Source organism: Neorhizobium sp. BT27B (genome assembly GCF_050455485.1).
Classification (GTDB): domain Bacteria; phylum Pseudomonadota; class Alphaproteobacteria; order Rhizobiales; family Rhizobiaceae; genus Neorhizobium.
On the sequence record NZ_JBCIYT010000002.1, the window covers coordinates 488,972 to 503,123 of the forward strand.

14 protein-coding genes and 1 other RNA gene are annotated in these 14,152 nt (G+C 60.4%); 13 read left to right on the forward strand and 2 right to left on the reverse strand.

Annotation, left to right across the window (positions count from 1 at the left end; all coding sequences use genetic code 11):
- Nucleotides 1-57 precede the first annotated feature (57 nt).
- Entirely contained in the window at nucleotides 58-2,031 is a 1,974-nt protein-coding gene (gene tkt / locus AAIH70_RS07810; protein WP_132271614.1) for a transketolase, read from the reverse strand.
- A 325-nt stretch (nucleotides 2,032-2,356) separates the two neighbouring features.
- Here tkt and AAIH70_RS07815 point away from each other — a divergent pair, with 325 nt between their 5' ends.
- The 3 genes from AAIH70_RS07815 (at nucleotide 2,357) to ssrS (ending at nucleotide 3,298) form a co-directional block, all read left to right on the forward strand.
- The gene (locus AAIH70_RS07815; protein WP_132271615.1) at nucleotides 2,357-2,629 is read left to right on the forward strand and encodes a DUF4164 domain-containing protein; all 273 of its coding nucleotides are present in this window, start codon (nucleotides 2,357-2,359) and stop codon (nucleotides 2,627-2,629) included.
- Between the two features lie 19 nt (nucleotides 2,630-2,648).
- Entirely contained in the window at nucleotides 2,649-3,029 is a 381-nt protein-coding gene (locus AAIH70_RS07820) for a cell division protein ZapA (protein WP_132271616.1), read from the forward strand.
- Between the two features lie 110 nt (nucleotides 3,030-3,139).
- Nucleotides 3,140-3,298: non-coding RNA, 6S RNA (ssrS, locus tag AAIH70_RS07825), on the forward strand.
- 353 nt (nucleotides 3,299-3,651) lie between these two features.
- Here the strand turns inward: ssrS and AAIH70_RS07830 are convergent.
- Nucleotides 3,652-3,960 (reverse strand): type II toxin-antitoxin system RelB/DinJ family antitoxin, encoded by a 309-nt coding sequence (locus AAIH70_RS07830; protein WP_132271617.1) that lies wholly within the window; start codon nucleotides 3,958-3,960, stop codon nucleotides 3,652-3,654.
- Nucleotides 3,961-4,187: 227 nt separating this feature from the next.
- Here AAIH70_RS07830 and AAIH70_RS07835 point away from each other — a divergent pair, with 227 nt between their 5' ends.
- From AAIH70_RS07835 to AAIH70_RS07880, 10 genes are all read left to right on the forward strand, one after another.
- Nucleotides 4,188-5,684 carry a sensor histidine kinase gene (locus AAIH70_RS07835; protein WP_430033745.1) on the forward strand — a complete coding sequence of 499 codons (1,497 nt, stop codon included), beginning with the start codon at nucleotides 4,188-4,190 and terminating at the stop codon, nucleotides 5,682-5,684.
- Nucleotides 5,681-6,118, forward strand: a complete 438-nt coding sequence (locus AAIH70_RS07840) for a response regulator (RefSeq protein ID WP_132271618.1) — start codon at nucleotides 5,681-5,683, stop codon at nucleotides 6,116-6,118. Before AAIH70_RS07835 ends, AAIH70_RS07840 begins: the two co-directional genes overlap by 4 nt.
- Before the next feature lie 15 nt (nucleotides 6,119-6,133).
- A complete protein-coding gene (locus tag AAIH70_RS07845) occupies nucleotides 6,134-7,192 on the forward strand; it encodes a histidine kinase dimerization/phosphoacceptor domain -containing protein (RefSeq protein WP_165931924.1) in 1,059 nt (352 codons plus the stop codon).
- 277 nt (nucleotides 7,193-7,469) lie between these two features.
- Entirely contained in the window at nucleotides 7,470-8,756 is a 1,287-nt protein-coding gene (locus tag AAIH70_RS07850) for a hemolysin family protein (RefSeq protein ID WP_132271619.1), read from the forward strand.
- The gene (locus AAIH70_RS07855) at nucleotides 8,756-9,331 is read left to right on the forward strand and encodes a 5-formyltetrahydrofolate cyclo-ligase (RefSeq protein ID WP_132271620.1); all 576 of its coding nucleotides are present in this window, start codon (nucleotides 8,756-8,758) and stop codon (nucleotides 9,329-9,331) included. Before AAIH70_RS07850 ends, AAIH70_RS07855 begins: the two co-directional genes overlap by 1 nt.
- 46 nt (nucleotides 9,332-9,377) lie before the next feature.
- Nucleotides 9,378-10,202: a TIGR00282 family metallophosphoesterase gene (locus AAIH70_RS07860; protein ID WP_132271621.1), complete on the forward strand. Its 825-nt coding sequence runs from the start codon at nucleotides 9,378-9,380 to the stop codon at nucleotides 10,200-10,202.
- 254 nt (nucleotides 10,203-10,456) lie between these two features.
- Complete coding sequence (locus AAIH70_RS07865) at nucleotides 10,457-11,485, forward strand: ABC transporter ATP-binding protein (protein WP_132271622.1); 1,029 nt, start codon at nucleotides 10,457-10,459, stop codon at nucleotides 11,483-11,485.
- Between the two features lie 10 nt (nucleotides 11,486-11,495).
- Nucleotides 11,496-12,278 (forward strand): ABC transporter permease, encoded by a 783-nt coding sequence (locus AAIH70_RS07870; protein ID WP_430033749.1) that lies wholly within the window; start codon nucleotides 11,496-11,498, stop codon nucleotides 12,276-12,278.
- 3 nt (nucleotides 12,279-12,281) lie between these two features.
- Nucleotides 12,282-13,082 carry an ABC transporter permease gene (locus AAIH70_RS07875; RefSeq protein ID WP_132271624.1) on the forward strand — a complete coding sequence of 267 codons (801 nt, stop codon included), beginning with the start codon at nucleotides 12,282-12,284 and terminating at the stop codon, nucleotides 13,080-13,082.
- Nucleotides 13,083-13,211: 129 nt separating this feature from the next.
- On the forward strand, nucleotides 13,212-14,090 hold the full coding sequence (locus tag AAIH70_RS07880; protein WP_132271625.1) for an MBL fold metallo-hydrolase: 879 nt from the start codon (nucleotides 13,212-13,214) through the stop codon (nucleotides 14,088-14,090).
- Nucleotides 14,091-14,152: the final 62 nt, after the last annotated feature.

A 14,152-nucleotide genomic window follows, 5' to 3' on the forward strand; every position in this document is an offset into this window, starting at 1 on the left:
GGCCTTTGTATAGGCCGAAGAGATGCCGCCCTTTTTGATTTAGGGCGGCATTCGAAATTAAATTTTGGCTTGCGCGGCAGCGACGACGGCATCCGCCGTGATGCCAAAGTGCTTGAAGACATCCTTGGCCGGGCCGGAAGCGCCAAAGCCCTTCATGCCGACAAACGTGCCTTCCGGACCGATGAACGCATCCCAGCCGTCGCGCACGCCGGCTTCGACGGCGATCTTGACCGGCGACTTGCCGAGGATTTCGGCGCGGTAGGCGTCCGGCTGTTCGAAGAACAGGTCGGTCGAGGGAACGGAAACGACGCGAACCGACGTGCCCTTTTCCTCAAGCGTCTTGGCAGCGGCAACGGCCAGCTCGACTTCCGAACCGGAAGCGAAGATCGTCACCTTGGCGTCAGCCTTGCCGGACAGGACGTAAGCACCCTTGGCCGACAGGTTCTCTTCCGAATATTCGGTGCGAACGGCGGTGAGGTTCTGGCGGGTGAGCGCCAGACCCGACGGACGATCCTTGGTGGAGACGGCGATCTGCCAGCATTCGGCAGTCTCGGTCGCATCTGCCGGGCGGAACATCATCAGGTTGGGGATGGCGCGCAGCGATGCCATCTGCTCGACCGGCTGGTGAGTCGGGCCGTCTTCGCCGACGCCGATCGAATCATGCGTCAGCACGTGGATGACGCGGATGCCCATCAACGAGGCAAGGCGGATCGGCGGGCGGCAATAATCGGAAAAGATCATGAAGCCGCCGCCGTAAGGGATCAGGCCGCCATGCAGCGCGATACCGTTCATGGCCGATGCCATGCCGTGTTCGCGAATACCCCAGTGCATGTAGCGACCGGCGAAATCGGACGGCGTGATCGAGACCATCTGGCTGGTCTTGGTGTTGTTGGACGGGGTCAGGTCGGCAGAGCCGCCGATGGTTTCCGGCAGGAAACCGTTGATGACTTCAAGCGCGTCTTCCGATGCCTTGCGGGTGGCAACGGTCGGCTTGGTGTCGGCCAGCTTCTTCTTGTAGTCGAGGATCGCGGCGTCAAAACCTTCCGGCAGGTCGCCGGCGAAACGACGGGAGAACTCGGCCTTGTTTTCTGCCTTTTCGAGACGGCCTTCCCATGCCTTGACGGCGTCAGCGGAACGGGTGCCGGCGGCGCGCCATTCTGACAGGACGTCGTTGGGAACGACGAAGGGTTCGTATTCCCAGCCCAGTGCCTTGCGGGTGGCGGCGATTTCTTCGGCGCCGAGTGGCGAGCCGTGAACCTTGTGGCTGCCGGCCTTGTTCGGAGCGCCGAAACCGATGACGGTCTTGCAGGCGATGAAGGTTGGGCGGTCGGACTTGTGGGCTTCTTCGATCGCGGCTGCAATCGCTGCCTGATCATGACCGTCGATCTGGATGGTGTTCCAGTTGACGGCCTTGAAGCGGGCGATCTGGTCGGTCGAATCCGACAGCGATACGGCGCCGTCGATGGTGATCGAGTTGTCGTCCCAGAAGAGGACCAGCTTGTTGAGCTTCAGGTGGCCGGCAAGCGCGATGGCTTCGTGGGAAATGCCTTCCATCAGGCAGCCGTCGCCGTTGATCACGTAGGTGTAGTGATCCTGCAGGTCGGAGCCGAATTCGTCAGCGAGCTTGCGCTCAGCGATCGCCATACCGACGGCATTGGCAATGCCCTGGCCGAGCGGACCGGTGGTGGTTTCGATGCCGGTGGCATGGCCGTATTCCGGGTGACCGGCGGTCTTGGAGCCGAGCTGGCGGAAGCCCTTGAGGTCTTCCACGGTCATGTCCGGGTAACCGGTTAGATAAAGCAGCGAATAAAGCAGCATCGAGCCGTGGCCGGCCGACAGCACGAAACGGTCGCGGTCAGGCCAGTTCGGCTTCAACGGGTCGAACTTCAGATATTTGGAGAACAGCACCGTTGCCACGTCGGCCATGCCCATCGGCATGCCCGGGTGGCCGGAATTCGCCTTTTCGACGGCATCCATGGCAAGGAAACGGATCGCATTTGCCATCCGGTCATTTTGTTCGCGAGAAGTCATGGCTTATCCACTATCGTCCGAGTGTCGGTCAGCAGGCCCTTCGGGCCCTGTAAAGGGAGCGCCTGATCCTTAGCAGGTGCATCGCGCAAGTCAACAAATGGGGGCATAGCGAAATCCTGCAAGTGCCGCATTTCGACGCAGCCTGCTTCAATGTCGTGCAGTCGTTTTCGGATGCTAAAAGAACTTGTCGATCCACAACATAGACGGGTTGGTAAAGGCACTGGTTTATTGACCCGCATCGAGCCGGTGCATAATCTCTCATATCTGTTGGACAGTCAGGACCTTGCGATTCGTCGCTTTCCTGCATGCACCGGGAAGACGGAAGATGCCGACGGACAAGTCGTTGGAATTTGCCATATCAGATCTGAAGTCCGCCATTGGCGGGCTGGAGAACGCAATCGACGCACGCATCGAGCGGCAACGCATGGGCGCGGAAGTCGAGGGCGAGGTGCGCCGCGTGCATGCCGATCGGGCGCGACTGGCACAGGAACTCGACCAGTCGGAGTTTCGTGCCAACCGGCTCGAAGAGGTCAATCGCGAAGTGTCGCGGCGTCTGGTCACGGCGATGGAAACCATCCGCGCCGTGCTCGATCGGTAAAGAGTGGGATTGAGCATCAATGGCGCAAGTCACGGTAACGATCGACGGCAAGGCCTACCGAATGGCCTGCGAAGAAGGCCAGGAACAGCATCTCGAGATGCTGGCCGGCCGGTTCGACCAGTATGTCGGGCATCTGAAAAGCCAGTTCGGCGAGATCGGCGATCTGAGGATCACCGTGATGGCCGGCATCATGATCATGGACGAACTGAACGAACTCAACCGCAAGATCGACAGCCTGCAGGGTGAGATCACCACGCTGCGTTCAAGCGGTGAGGGCGCAGCCGAGGACAAGGCGCGCAACGAGGCGCTGATGGTGTCTGCCGTCGAGGAACTGACGGCGCGGCTGCAGGCGATTTCTGCAAAACTTCTGTCGCGCCAGCCGGAGCCTGCCGAAGGCTGAGTTTTGCGCGAGGCGAGGGCGGTGGCGACCGTTTTCCGCCTTTGAATAAAAACAGCGCGCAATCGCTTTCCGCCACTGGCGATGTCGTCGCAGACCGCCTATATTGCATTTGCGTTCTGCGCTTCCCGACAGGAACCACAATCCCTGGGGCCATACTCGATCCAAAGGGAGCTGTCCCTGGCCAGGCCCGTGGGCTTGGACATATGGCGCCCACCTACGTTTGTAGGCACCCAGGATCGTAAACATCCATCGGTTGCCGTGGATCGCACCTGATTTTCCATTTTTGCGTGCTCGCACGTACCCGTTCCTTCTGGGGGCGGGTTCGCCGGGCTGTATTTGCCGCTAGCCGAAGATGTTGCCAAAAATGTTATCCGACCATGCCCTGCGTCAAAGGCGGTTTCGCCCTATGTCGCCATCATGACAGAGGGCAGGACATACACACCGGAACAATTGCACCGCATCTACAACGCTCATGTTCGGGTATGTGCCATGCGTGGCATCGAACTCGTCAGCGGGGAAGGCAAACAGATCGCCAAGCGGCTGTTGAGCGAGTTTACCGGCTCGGAGCCGGAGGACGATATCGTGCGGAAGTTTCTGTCGTGATACTGCGCCCAAACGAGTTTCATCGGTCGTGTGGCTCCGCCTTACGGAGTGCAGCTGCCCGTCGCTGGCGAAAAACAGCCTCCACCTCTTCGTCATCGATATCGGGGCGTTGGTCCTGCAATGCCTCCATGACCTTGCCTCGAAACCAGCTGTCGTAAGCCTCGCTATTGCTGAGGAGTTCCAGAGGCATGGCACCTTCATTCGCCGTACGGGTGAGAAGAATTCTTACCGCATCCGAAACGGTCAGGCCCATGCCGGCAAGAACTGCCGCAGCGCGATCCTTCACATCGGCATCAATGCGTGTCTGAATGAGTGCGTTCGCTGCCATGGGGATCTCCTTCCGGAGTATTTGTAATTCATATGAATGACGAAATCCACTGGTGTTCGAATACCCACTCTGCCGTGACCATGGATGCATCAAGGAAATTCGCTGAAAAAGCCTCCGGCCGAGATCAAGTGCGCTGATATTGGTGCATGCCTGCTCCTGCTGCCCCTAACTGCTTGACTTCCCTGCCATCCTCCCCATTTGTGGGATCGGGGAGATCCACCGACACTATGGCCATTCTGAACAATACTTTTGCGCGCTCGTCGCTGCTCATGCTGCTGGTCGGTGGCGTGATCATGCTTGGCATTGTCCTGTCGTCGTTTTTCCTGGCGCAGAACACCACGGACTATTTCAACGAAGTGACGCGGCTGCGCGCCGTGCGCACCAATTCCGCCGACCTTCTTTTGCGCGTGCAGGCGGCCGAGACTGCGCAGCGCGGTTATCTGATCACCCGCGAGCCGGCTTTTCTCACCAGTTTCAACGAGGCGCGCGACGCTATTCCCGAGCAGCTCGCCAAGCTCGAGCGTGCAGGCAATGCGCAATCCTATGCGCCTGTTCCTGTTGGGGAATTGCGCAGGCTGATCGATGAAAAAATCAATGAGATGGAATCGACCTTCGAGCGGGTCAACAATAATGACGTGCGCGGTGCCGTTGCCATTGTCCGCAACGATTCCGGCCGCGAGATCATGGATCGCCTGTCGAGCATTCTCACCGGCATTATCGGCGTGATGGATACGCGGCTGACGCAGGGCATTGCCGAACTCAGCCAGTCATCCACCAGCCTGCAATGGGTCAGCATCGGCGGTGGTCTCGTTATCGTTTTGCTGGTCGGAAGCGCCATCTTCATCGTTGCCCAGCATGTGCGTGCCCTGCAACGCGCGCGCCAACAGGTCGAAGCCCTCAATGCCGGCCTCGAGGAACGCGTCGACGAGCGCACCGAGGACCTGATGCGCGCCAATAGCGAGATCCAGCGTTACGCCTATATCGTTTCTCACGACCTGCGGGCGCCGCTCGTCAACATCATGGGCTTCACCAGCGAGCTTGAGACGACGCTGAAGGATATCCGCGCCTATGTGATGGCCGAGGGCATGCCGGGCGAGGACCAGATCAAACAGGCGCGGTATGCCGTCGAGGAAGATCTGCCCGAGGCGATATCCTTCATCCGGTCTTCGACGAAAAAGATGGATGGGCTGATCAACGCCATCCTGAAAATCTCGCGCGACGGACGCCGCGAACTGAAGCCAGAGCCGATCGATCTTTCCGATATGCTGGAAGCGACGGCGGCGTCGATCAACCATCAGGTCGTCGATGCCGGCGGCGAGATCAAGATAGCCGTCAACGCGGCGAAAAATCTGGTGTCGGATCGTTTTTCGCTGGAGCAGGTTTTTGGCAACCTGTTCGACAATGCCGTCAAATACCGCAACCCGGAAAAGCCGCTGGCGCTGTCGGTGCGGGCCTATCCGGTCGGCCGCTCGGCGCTTCGCATCGAGGTCGCCGACAATGGCCGCGGCATTGCGCCGGAAGATCACGAGCGGGTGTTCGAGCTGTTCCGCCGATCCGGTTTGCAGGATCAGTCCGGTGAGGGTATTGGTCTTGCGCACGTGCGATCGTTAGTCAGAAATTTAGGCGGGGACATTACGGTCACCTCCACGCTCGGGGGCGGCTCGACATTCGTGATCCGCCTGCCCGTGGATTTGTCCCAGTATGTCAGGAGCAACGGGTCATGAAAGCTGCCGGTAAGGAAGTCACCATCGTCATGATCGAGGACGATGAAGGCCATGCCCGCCTCATCGAAAAGAACGTGCGCCGCGCCGGCGTCAACAACGACATCGTGCCGTTCACCAATGGCACGGCCGCGCTCGACTACATTCTCGGTGCCGACCGTTCCGGCGATCCGTCGCAGGGCCGTTACCTGCTCATCCTTCTCGACCTCAACCTGCCGGACATGTCGGGTATCGACATTCTGGAAAAGGTGAAGTCCAACCAGCACACCAAGCGCCTGCCTGTGGTCATCCTCACCACCACCGATGACGAGCGCGAAATCCAGCGCTGTTACGATCTCGGCGCCAATGTTTATATTACCAAGCCGGTGGAATACGAGAGCTTTGCCAATGCCATCCGGCAGCTCGGACTGTTCTTCTCGGTCATGCAGATCCCCTGAAATCCCCGAAATCCCTTGAATGAAAAGGCCATCGCGCCGATGCCGCAGACCGTTCTTTACATCGATGACGACGTCGCCCTCGGGCGGCTCGCGGAACGGTATCTCGGCCGCGCCGGCTATGTGCTGAAACATGCCGTCGATGGCGCCACCGGTCTGGCGCTTGCCGAAGCCGGTGGTGTCGATGCCATCGTGCTCGACCATTATTTGCGCGCTGAAACCGGGCAGGATGTGCTGCGCGGACTCAAGGAACGCGGCATCGAACTGCCGGTGATCTATGTCACCGGGTCCAGCGAGGCGACGATCGCCATCGATGCGCTCAAGAACGGTGCCGCCGATTACGTCATCAAGACGGTGGGCGACGAGTTCTGGTCGCTGATGGAAAATGCCATCCGCCAGTCGATCACCAATGCCGAACTGCGCCGCGCCAAGGAAAAGGCCGAGGCCGAGATCCGCATCGGCAAGGAACGCGCCGAAGTGCTGCTGGCCGAGGTCAACCATCGCGTCGCCAACAGTCTCGCACTGGTGGCGGCCCTTATCCGCCTGCAGGTGACGAGCAGCCGCAGCGACGAGGTGAAGGAAGCGCTGACGGAAACGCAGGCGCGTATCTCCGCCATCGCCGGCATGCATCGCAGCCTTTACACGTCCGATGACGTGCGCACCGTTGAGATCGACAAATATCTCGAAACGCTGGTCAAGGAAGTGCAGCGCTCGGTCGAGATGGGTGACAAGGGCCCGTCGATCCGCCTCGAGGCCGAGGCGATCTCGCTGTCCTCCGACCGCGCCGTCTCTGTCGGCATGATCGTGACCGAGCTTCTGACCAACGCCATCAAATACGCCTATCCGACTGGTTCGGAGGGCGAAGTGCGGGTGATTTTCAAGAAATCCGACGATGCCCATGCGTTGCTCGCAGTCGAGGATGACGGCATTGGCTGCCTCGATGGCGATGCCCCGAAAGGCACCGGGCTTGGCACCCGTATCATCAAGTCGATGGCCTCGACTCTGGGCTCCGGCGTGACCTATGTGCCGGTCGCGGTGGGGACGCGCGCAGAGCTGCCGATCTCGTTGCAGGGCTGATCATCTTTCCTAAAAACACCATGTGTCGCTCCAGCCATTGCCAAGCGTGTGCGGGAACCCTATTGTTCTCGCCATATTGACGGATACAGGACCATGACATCCCTGAACCGGCGACGGTTTTCCGAACGCTGTGTGCGACATTGCTGAGACGCCGGACCTGCGCTTTTGCGCAGGAGTTTTTTCCATTCCGGCGTGACGATTGCTGCGGTCAAGACCACACGCGCCTCAGCCGGAACCTTCAATCCCCAATTCTTCCATTCAAAAAAGAGAGCTTCTCTTGTTAACCGAAATACTCATCGTGGTCTGCCTCACGGTTTTGAACGGTGTTCTCGCCATGTCGGAACTTGCCGTCGTCTCCTCGCGCCCTGTCCGCCTGCGGGTGATGGCCGAGCAGGGCAACCGGGGCGCTGCCACGGCGCTGCATCTGGGTGAAGACCCCGGCCGCTTCCTCTCCACCGTCCAGATCGGCATCACCCTTGTCGGCGTCCTGTCGGGCGCCTTTTCCGGCGCAACGCTTGGCGCGCGCCTGACCGGCTGGCTCGAACTTCAGGGCATGTCGGAAAACGCCGCCGACTGGCTCGGCGTCGGTACCGTCGTCGTCATCATCACCTACCTGTCGCTGATCGTCGGCGAGCTAGTGCCCAAGCAGATCGCCTTGCGCAATCCGGAAGGCGTCGCCTCGCGTGTCGCGCCGGCCATGTGGCTGTTGTCGAAGATCGGCGCACCTCTGGTCTTCCTGCTGGATCTTTCCGGCCGGACGGTTCTGAAACTGCTCGGCCAGACCGGCGAGAGCGCAGACCGCGTCACCGACGAGGAAATCCGCACCGTTCTTGCCGAAGCGCAGAGTGCAGGCGTGATCGAAAGCGGCGAAAGCGAAATGATTTCCGGCGTCATGCGTCTCGCCGACCGCACCGCGCGCGGCCTGATGACGCCGCGCCGCGATGTCGAGGTAATCGACACCGAGGACGATCCGGACGAGATCCGTGCCCAGCTGCGCGAAACCCACCGTTCGCGCCTGCCGGTGCGCAAGGGCAGTTCCGACGAGATCATCGGCGTTCTGTTCGTGAAGGATGCCTATGATTTCATGGCTGGTGGCAAGGCCGTCGACATGAAGACCATCCTGCGCGATGCCCCTGTTGTCTCCGACCTTACCGGTGCGCTCGATGTCATCCAGGCGCTGCGCAAGGCGCCGGCGCATATGGTTCTCGTTTATGACGAATACGGCCATTTCGAAGGCGTGATCACCTCCGGCGACGTGCTGGAAGCGATCACCGGTGTCTTCCAGGAAGATGAAGTCGATGAGCCGGCCATCGTGCCGCGCGACGATGGCTCCTATCTGGTTGCCGGCTGGATGCCTGTCGATGAATTTGGCCATCAGATGGGCATCTCGATCGACGAGGATCCGGGTTACGAGACCGTTGCCGGTTTTGTCATCGACGAACTGAAGCACCTGCCGGAACTGGGTGAAAAATTCACCACCCATGGCTGGATCTTCGAGGTCATCGATCTCGACGGCCGCCGCATCGACAAGCTGCTGGTGACGCGGGCGTCGGATCAGGACTGATGGCGACGACGCCTGAAAAAGCGAACTTACGCAACGGGCGGCTTGCCGCCCGTGACGCGATACCGCCAGCCGAGCGACTGGAGAAAAACCGGTCGCTCACCGCGCATGGCCTTGGTGCCATATCGGTTCCTGCCGGCACGACTGTCTCCGTTTTCCTGCCGATCCGCTCGGAAGTCGATCTCAGGCCGCTGATGACGGCGTTTGCCGACGAAGACGCGCGGCTCTGTCTGCCCGCCATTCTCGACAGGGAAACCATCGTTTTTCGTGAATACAGGCTCGATGCCGAGCTGATTTCCATGGGCTTCGGCACCTTTGGCCCGGCCGAACACGAAGCGGTTCTGCAGCCCGATATCATGCTGGTGCCGCTTGCCGCTTTTGACACTTTTGGCAACCGGATCGGCTACGGCGGCGGTTATTACGACCGCGCCATTCACCAAATGCGCGAAAAAGGCGGAAATCCGCGGCTGATCGGCATTGCATTCGACTGCCAGGAAGTGGCATCAGTGCCTGCAGAACCTCACGACATCAGACTGGACGCGATCCTGACGGAAAGCGGCTACCGGACCTTCGCCTGAGGCGGACCCGGTACGTTTTGTCCTTGCAGGCACAGATTGGATTAGCATGCGCCTTTTGTTTCTCGGTGACATGGTGGGCAAGACCGGACGCACGACCGTCTGGGACAAGCTGCCCGGCCTCGTCTCCGACCTGAAGCTCGATTTTGTCATCGTCAACGGCGAGAATGCCGCCGGCGGTTTCGGCATTACCGAAGACATCTTTCTGGAAACCATCAATGCCGGCGCCGACGTGGTGACGACAGGCAACCATGTCTGGGACCAGAAGGAGGCCGTCAGCTTCTCCGGCCGCCACGACCAGTTTTTGCGCCCGGCCAACTATCCCGCGGGAACGCCCGGCAAGGGTTCCGGCGTATTTTACGCCCGCAACGGCGCGCGCGTTCTCGTCGCCAACATCATGGGCCGCGTGTTCATGCACCCGGAACTCGACGACCCCTTCAAGTCTGCCGAGGCGATCCTCGAAGCCGCACCGCTGAAGGATCAGGTCGACGTCATCGTTTTCGATTTCCATGCGGAAGCCACCAGCGAAAAGCAGTGCTTTGGCCATTTCGTCGATGGCCGCGCCTCGTTTGTCGTCGGCACCCACACACATGTGCCGACCGCCGACTACCAGATCCTGAACGGCGGCACGGCCTATATGTCGGATGCCGGCATGTGTGGCGATTACGATTCCTCGCTCGGCATGGAAAAGGAAGAGCCGCTCAACCGCTTCATTTCGAAAATGCCAAAGGGCCGTTTCGAGGCGGCATCGGGTCCGGCAACGATCTGCGGTGTCGGCGTCGAGATTTCCGATGCGACGGGACTGGCGGAAAAGATCGAGCCCTTGCGCATCGGGCCGCGGCTTGCGGAAAATATTCCGAGCTTCTGGCGGTAGTTTTCTTCGCATGCGTCATCCCGGCCTTGTGCCGGGATCCAGCAGTCGTGCGTCTGCGCGACAAAAGACCTCTTTCAGCCCAAAGACTTGGGCTGGCTGGATTCCTGTGACAAGCACAGGAATGACGGTGGAATTTTTCTGCTCGCCGCACCTTTCCTATCTCCATCCCCCAACAATTCACCCCTTGGCACCTGTCGCGTGACCGTCATACTGGGCATGTATCGGATTCGGCTCCCTCAGACGGAATTCCCGCCATGCCTCCCATCATCCACGCCGACGGCGCGACAAAATGGTTTGCGCAGAAAGTGCCGCAGTCCGGGCTTGCCGGCGCATTTCGCAATTTCCTTTCCCCCGTCACCCGCGATGTGAAGGCGGTGGATGGCATTTCCTTTGCCATTCAGGCGGGCGAGGCGGTCGGTTATCTCGGCCCCAATGGTGCCGGCAAATCCACCATGATCAAGATGCTGACCGGCGTGCTGGTGCCGACCGCCGGCTCCGTCAGCGTGCTTGGCCGCGTGCCGCATGTGGAGCGTATTGCCAATGCCCGCGATATCGGTGTGGTGTTCGGGCAGCGCAGTCAGCTGTGGTGGGACCTGCCGTTGTTCGAAAGCTTCGAACTGCACCGGCGCATCTACCGCGTGGAAAAAGCGCGGTTCGACCAAGTGCGGGCCGAACTGATCGAGATGCTGCAGATCGGCCCTTTTCTGGAGCGGCCGGTGCGGCAGTTGAGCCTTGGCCAGCGCATGCGCGGCGAAATCGCCATGACGCTACTGCATGAGCCCAAAATCCTGTTTCTCGACGAGCCGACGATCGGCCTCGATGTCGTTGCCAAGGATGTGGTGCGCAAGCTGCTTGCCCGCATCAACCGGGAGCGTGGCACGACCATCATCCTCACCACCCATGACCTGCGCGACATCGAGGAAATCTGCCCGCGGCTGATCATGGTCGATGACGGAAAACTGTTGTTCGACGGGCCGCTTGCCAACCTCAACGCCACCTTTGGTGCCCGCAAAAAACTGACGCTGGAATTTGCGACGGAACCGGGAACGGTCACACTCGCGGGTGCCGAACCTGCCGGCGGTGAGGGCGTGATCCGCACGTTTCTGCTGGCGGATGGAAAACGTTCGCTGGTGGAGATCATCACCGCACTGAAATCCGATGCCGAACTGGTGGATGTGCATCTGCACGAGCCGGATATCGAGGAGGTTATCCGCACCTATTACCAGTCGCGCGAGGCGGTTTCGTTGCCCGTGCCGTCGCTAGCGGCAAAACGAGTGGGGTAGGGCGATGTTTTTGGCACTTGCATCCGCTGGTTTTCGCATCGAATCGAGTTTTCGTGCGCAGTTCTGGTTCAAGCTGCTGAGCGGCGTCTTGAACGTTGTTGCCCGCGTGTCGATCTGGCAATCGGTGTTTTTGCATGGCGCGGGTTCGACCGATATCAGCCTGCCGCAGATGGTGACCTATGCCATTCTGGGCGCGACGATCTTTTCCACCTGGGATGCCACGCAGATCCTGCGCGAGATCGGTGCCGATATCCGCAGCGGCAATGTCGTCAGTCACCTGATGCGCCCATACAGCTATCCCGTCTCGCTGTTTGCCCGCCAGCTTGGCGTGCGTGCCCACGACATGCTGATACTCGGCCTGCCGGTGGCCGTCGTCATGGGCTGCGTCTACGGGTTTCAGCCGCCGGCCAGCGTCGGCCATGCGGCGTTGTTCCTGCTGGCGCTGATGCTGTCGCTGTTTCTGCTGTTCAGCCTGTCCATTGCCGTGTCGATGATCGGCTTCTGGGTGATGGACATGCTGGCGCTGGAATGGTTCATGCGCGGCACGCTGGCGCTGTTTTCCGGCGGGCTGGTGCCCTTGTGGTTTTATCCCGACATCATCGCTGAAGCCGTGCTTTACCTGCCCTTCGCCTGGATCACCTTTTATCCGCTGGCCATCTATCTCGGCCAGCTCGATCTTGCGGCGGCGGCGCTGCAGCTTGTTTACGGTGTTGGCTGGGCGGCCGTTCTGGCGGCGCTGGTGGCTGTGATGTGGCGTGCCGCCTGCCGCCGCATGGTCGTGCAGGGAGGGTAAGCCATGCGCCACAGCCTGTCGCTTTATCTGTATCTCATCCGCCTGCAGGTGCGCACCCGCCTGCAATATCGCGCCAATCTCCTGATCGGCTGGGTGGCGCAGGCATTCGGTTATGCCAGCGCTTACGGCGCGATCTGGATCGTTGCCAGCCGTTTCGAGCGGCTCGGCGGCTGGGTGTGGCCGGAAATCGCCCTCATGCTCGGTTTTCATGTTCTGGGATATGCGCTCGGTGCGCTGTTCACCTTCGTGCAGCTGCGCCGCATGGAGGAGCTGGTGCGGCTCGGCACCTATGACACGCTGCTGGTGCGGCCGGTCAGCCCCTGGGCCTTTCTGGTGTTTTCCGGCATCAATATCGAATATGGCGGTCACATCGCGCTCGGCATCGGCATGATCGTCTGGGCGCTGCCGCAGCTTGGCATCGACTGGACTCTGCTGACTGTGCTGCAATTTGCCGCCAGCCTGATCAGTGCCGCGTTGCTGACGGCGTCTGTGGTGACGACCATTGGCGCCATGGCGCTGGTGCTGACCCGATCGCGTTACCTGTTCGGCCTCTATTTCGACTTTTGGGAACTGTCGCGCTATCCGCTGACCATCTTTGCGTTGCCGTTGCAATTCGTGCTGCTGTCGATCATGCCACTGGGTTACATGGCCTACGTTCCGGTCGCAGCACTTCTCGGCAAACCGGTGCCGCTGATCGGCGATGCCGCGCCTTATGCCGCCGTGCTTGCCGGCCCGGTCCTGGTCGTGGTCGCCATGCTGGTCTGGCAGGCCTGCCAGCGGCGTTATCAGGGCGCGGGCGGCTGACCGCACCGCGGCAATGACTAAATCGTGACGATCAACCCGTCATAACCGGCTGGACCGGTCGTCACGCTTCCCGCATCTTTCCCGCATGGACGGGCCGTCGGTAACGGCATGAACCGGGCGGGGAGTGGCATGATGCTGCGGACAGTCGCATTCGTTTCTTCCATCTTGGCCGGCGTGCTGACTTCGGCCGTGTCGGCATCGGCGCAATCGCCCGGTTCGGGCGAGGGGTTGCCGGTCAGCCAGTGCCAGGCGATCGCGCAAGCGGTTCCCGGCGCCACTTACGCAAATTTCACGCCTTCTTTGCCTCTGCCCGTCTGGAAGGCGCAGGCGAAAACCACGCTGAGCATGGCGGACAAGGAGCAGGTGAAAATCACCTTTGTCGGCCATTCCACCTATTTTATCGAAACGCCCGGCGGCATCGGCATCGCAACCGATTACAGCGGCGTCTACAAGCCCTATCGCCTGCCGGACGTGATCACCATGAACCGGGCGCATTCCACTCACTATACGCTGACACCCGATCCCGGCATAAAACATGTGCTGCCCGGCTGGAGCGATGTGCCCGGTGAAAAGGCGCAGCACAATGTCATGGTCGGCGACGCCTATATTCGCAATGTCGCCTCCGATATCCGCAACTGGGGCGGCGGCATCGAGGAAAACGGCAATTCCATCTTCATCTTCGAAGTGGCGGGACTGTGCATCGGCCATCTCGGCCATCTGCATTTCGAGCTCAACGAGCAGCAATATACGCAGATCGGTAGGCTCGATATTCTGATGGTGCCGGTGGATGGCGGGCTGACCATGGGCGCCGACAGCATGAGCCGGGTGGTGCAAAGGTTACGCTCGTCGCTGATCCTGCCGATGCACCGTTTTGGCCCGCCGCTGGAGGCGTTTCTCTCCATGTTCGACCAGAAATTCGATATCGCCTATGCCAAGGACGATGTGATTTCGGTGTCAATGCGGAGTTTGCCGAAAAAGCCGACGATTTTGGTGCCGAAGGGGTTGTAGAACCTCTCCGTCGTCATCCTCACCCTCGGGTTAAACCCGAGGGTGAGGATGACAAAGGCGGG

Excerpts from the sequence above, each read along its gene's own strand:
- tkt (WP_132271614.1), bottom strand. The coding sequence starts at position 2,031 with ATGACTTCTCGCGAACAAAATGACCGGATGGCAAATGCGATCCGTTTC.
- AAIH70_RS07815 (WP_132271615.1), top strand. The coding sequence starts at position 2,357 with ATGCCGACGGACAAGTCGTTGGAATTTGCCATATCAGATCTGAAGTCC.
- AAIH70_RS07820 (WP_132271616.1), top strand. The coding sequence starts at position 2,649 with ATGGCGCAAGTCACGGTAACGATCGACGGCAAGGCCTACCGAATGGCC.
- AAIH70_RS07830 (WP_132271617.1), bottom strand. The coding sequence starts at position 3,960 with ATGGCAGCGAACGCACTCATTCAGACACGCATTGATGCCGATGTGAAG.
- AAIH70_RS07835 (WP_430033745.1), top strand. The coding sequence starts at position 4,188 with ATGGCCATTCTGAACAATACTTTTGCGCGCTCGTCGCTGCTCATGCTG.
- AAIH70_RS07840 (WP_132271618.1), top strand. The coding sequence starts at position 5,681 with ATGAAAGCTGCCGGTAAGGAAGTCACCATCGTCATGATCGAGGACGAT.
- AAIH70_RS07855 (WP_132271620.1), top strand. The coding sequence starts at position 8,756 with ATGGCGACGACGCCTGAAAAAGCGAACTTACGCAACGGGCGGCTTGCC.
- AAIH70_RS07860 (WP_132271621.1), top strand. The coding sequence starts at position 9,378 with ATGCGCCTTTTGTTTCTCGGTGACATGGTGGGCAAGACCGGACGCACG.
- AAIH70_RS07865 (WP_132271622.1), top strand. The coding sequence starts at position 10,457 with ATGCCTCCCATCATCCACGCCGACGGCGCGACAAAATGGTTTGCGCAG.
- AAIH70_RS07875 (WP_132271624.1), top strand. The coding sequence starts at position 12,282 with ATGCGCCACAGCCTGTCGCTTTATCTGTATCTCATCCGCCTGCAGGTG.
- AAIH70_RS07880 (WP_132271625.1), top strand. The coding sequence starts at position 13,212 with ATGATGCTGCGGACAGTCGCATTCGTTTCTTCCATCTTGGCCGGCGTG.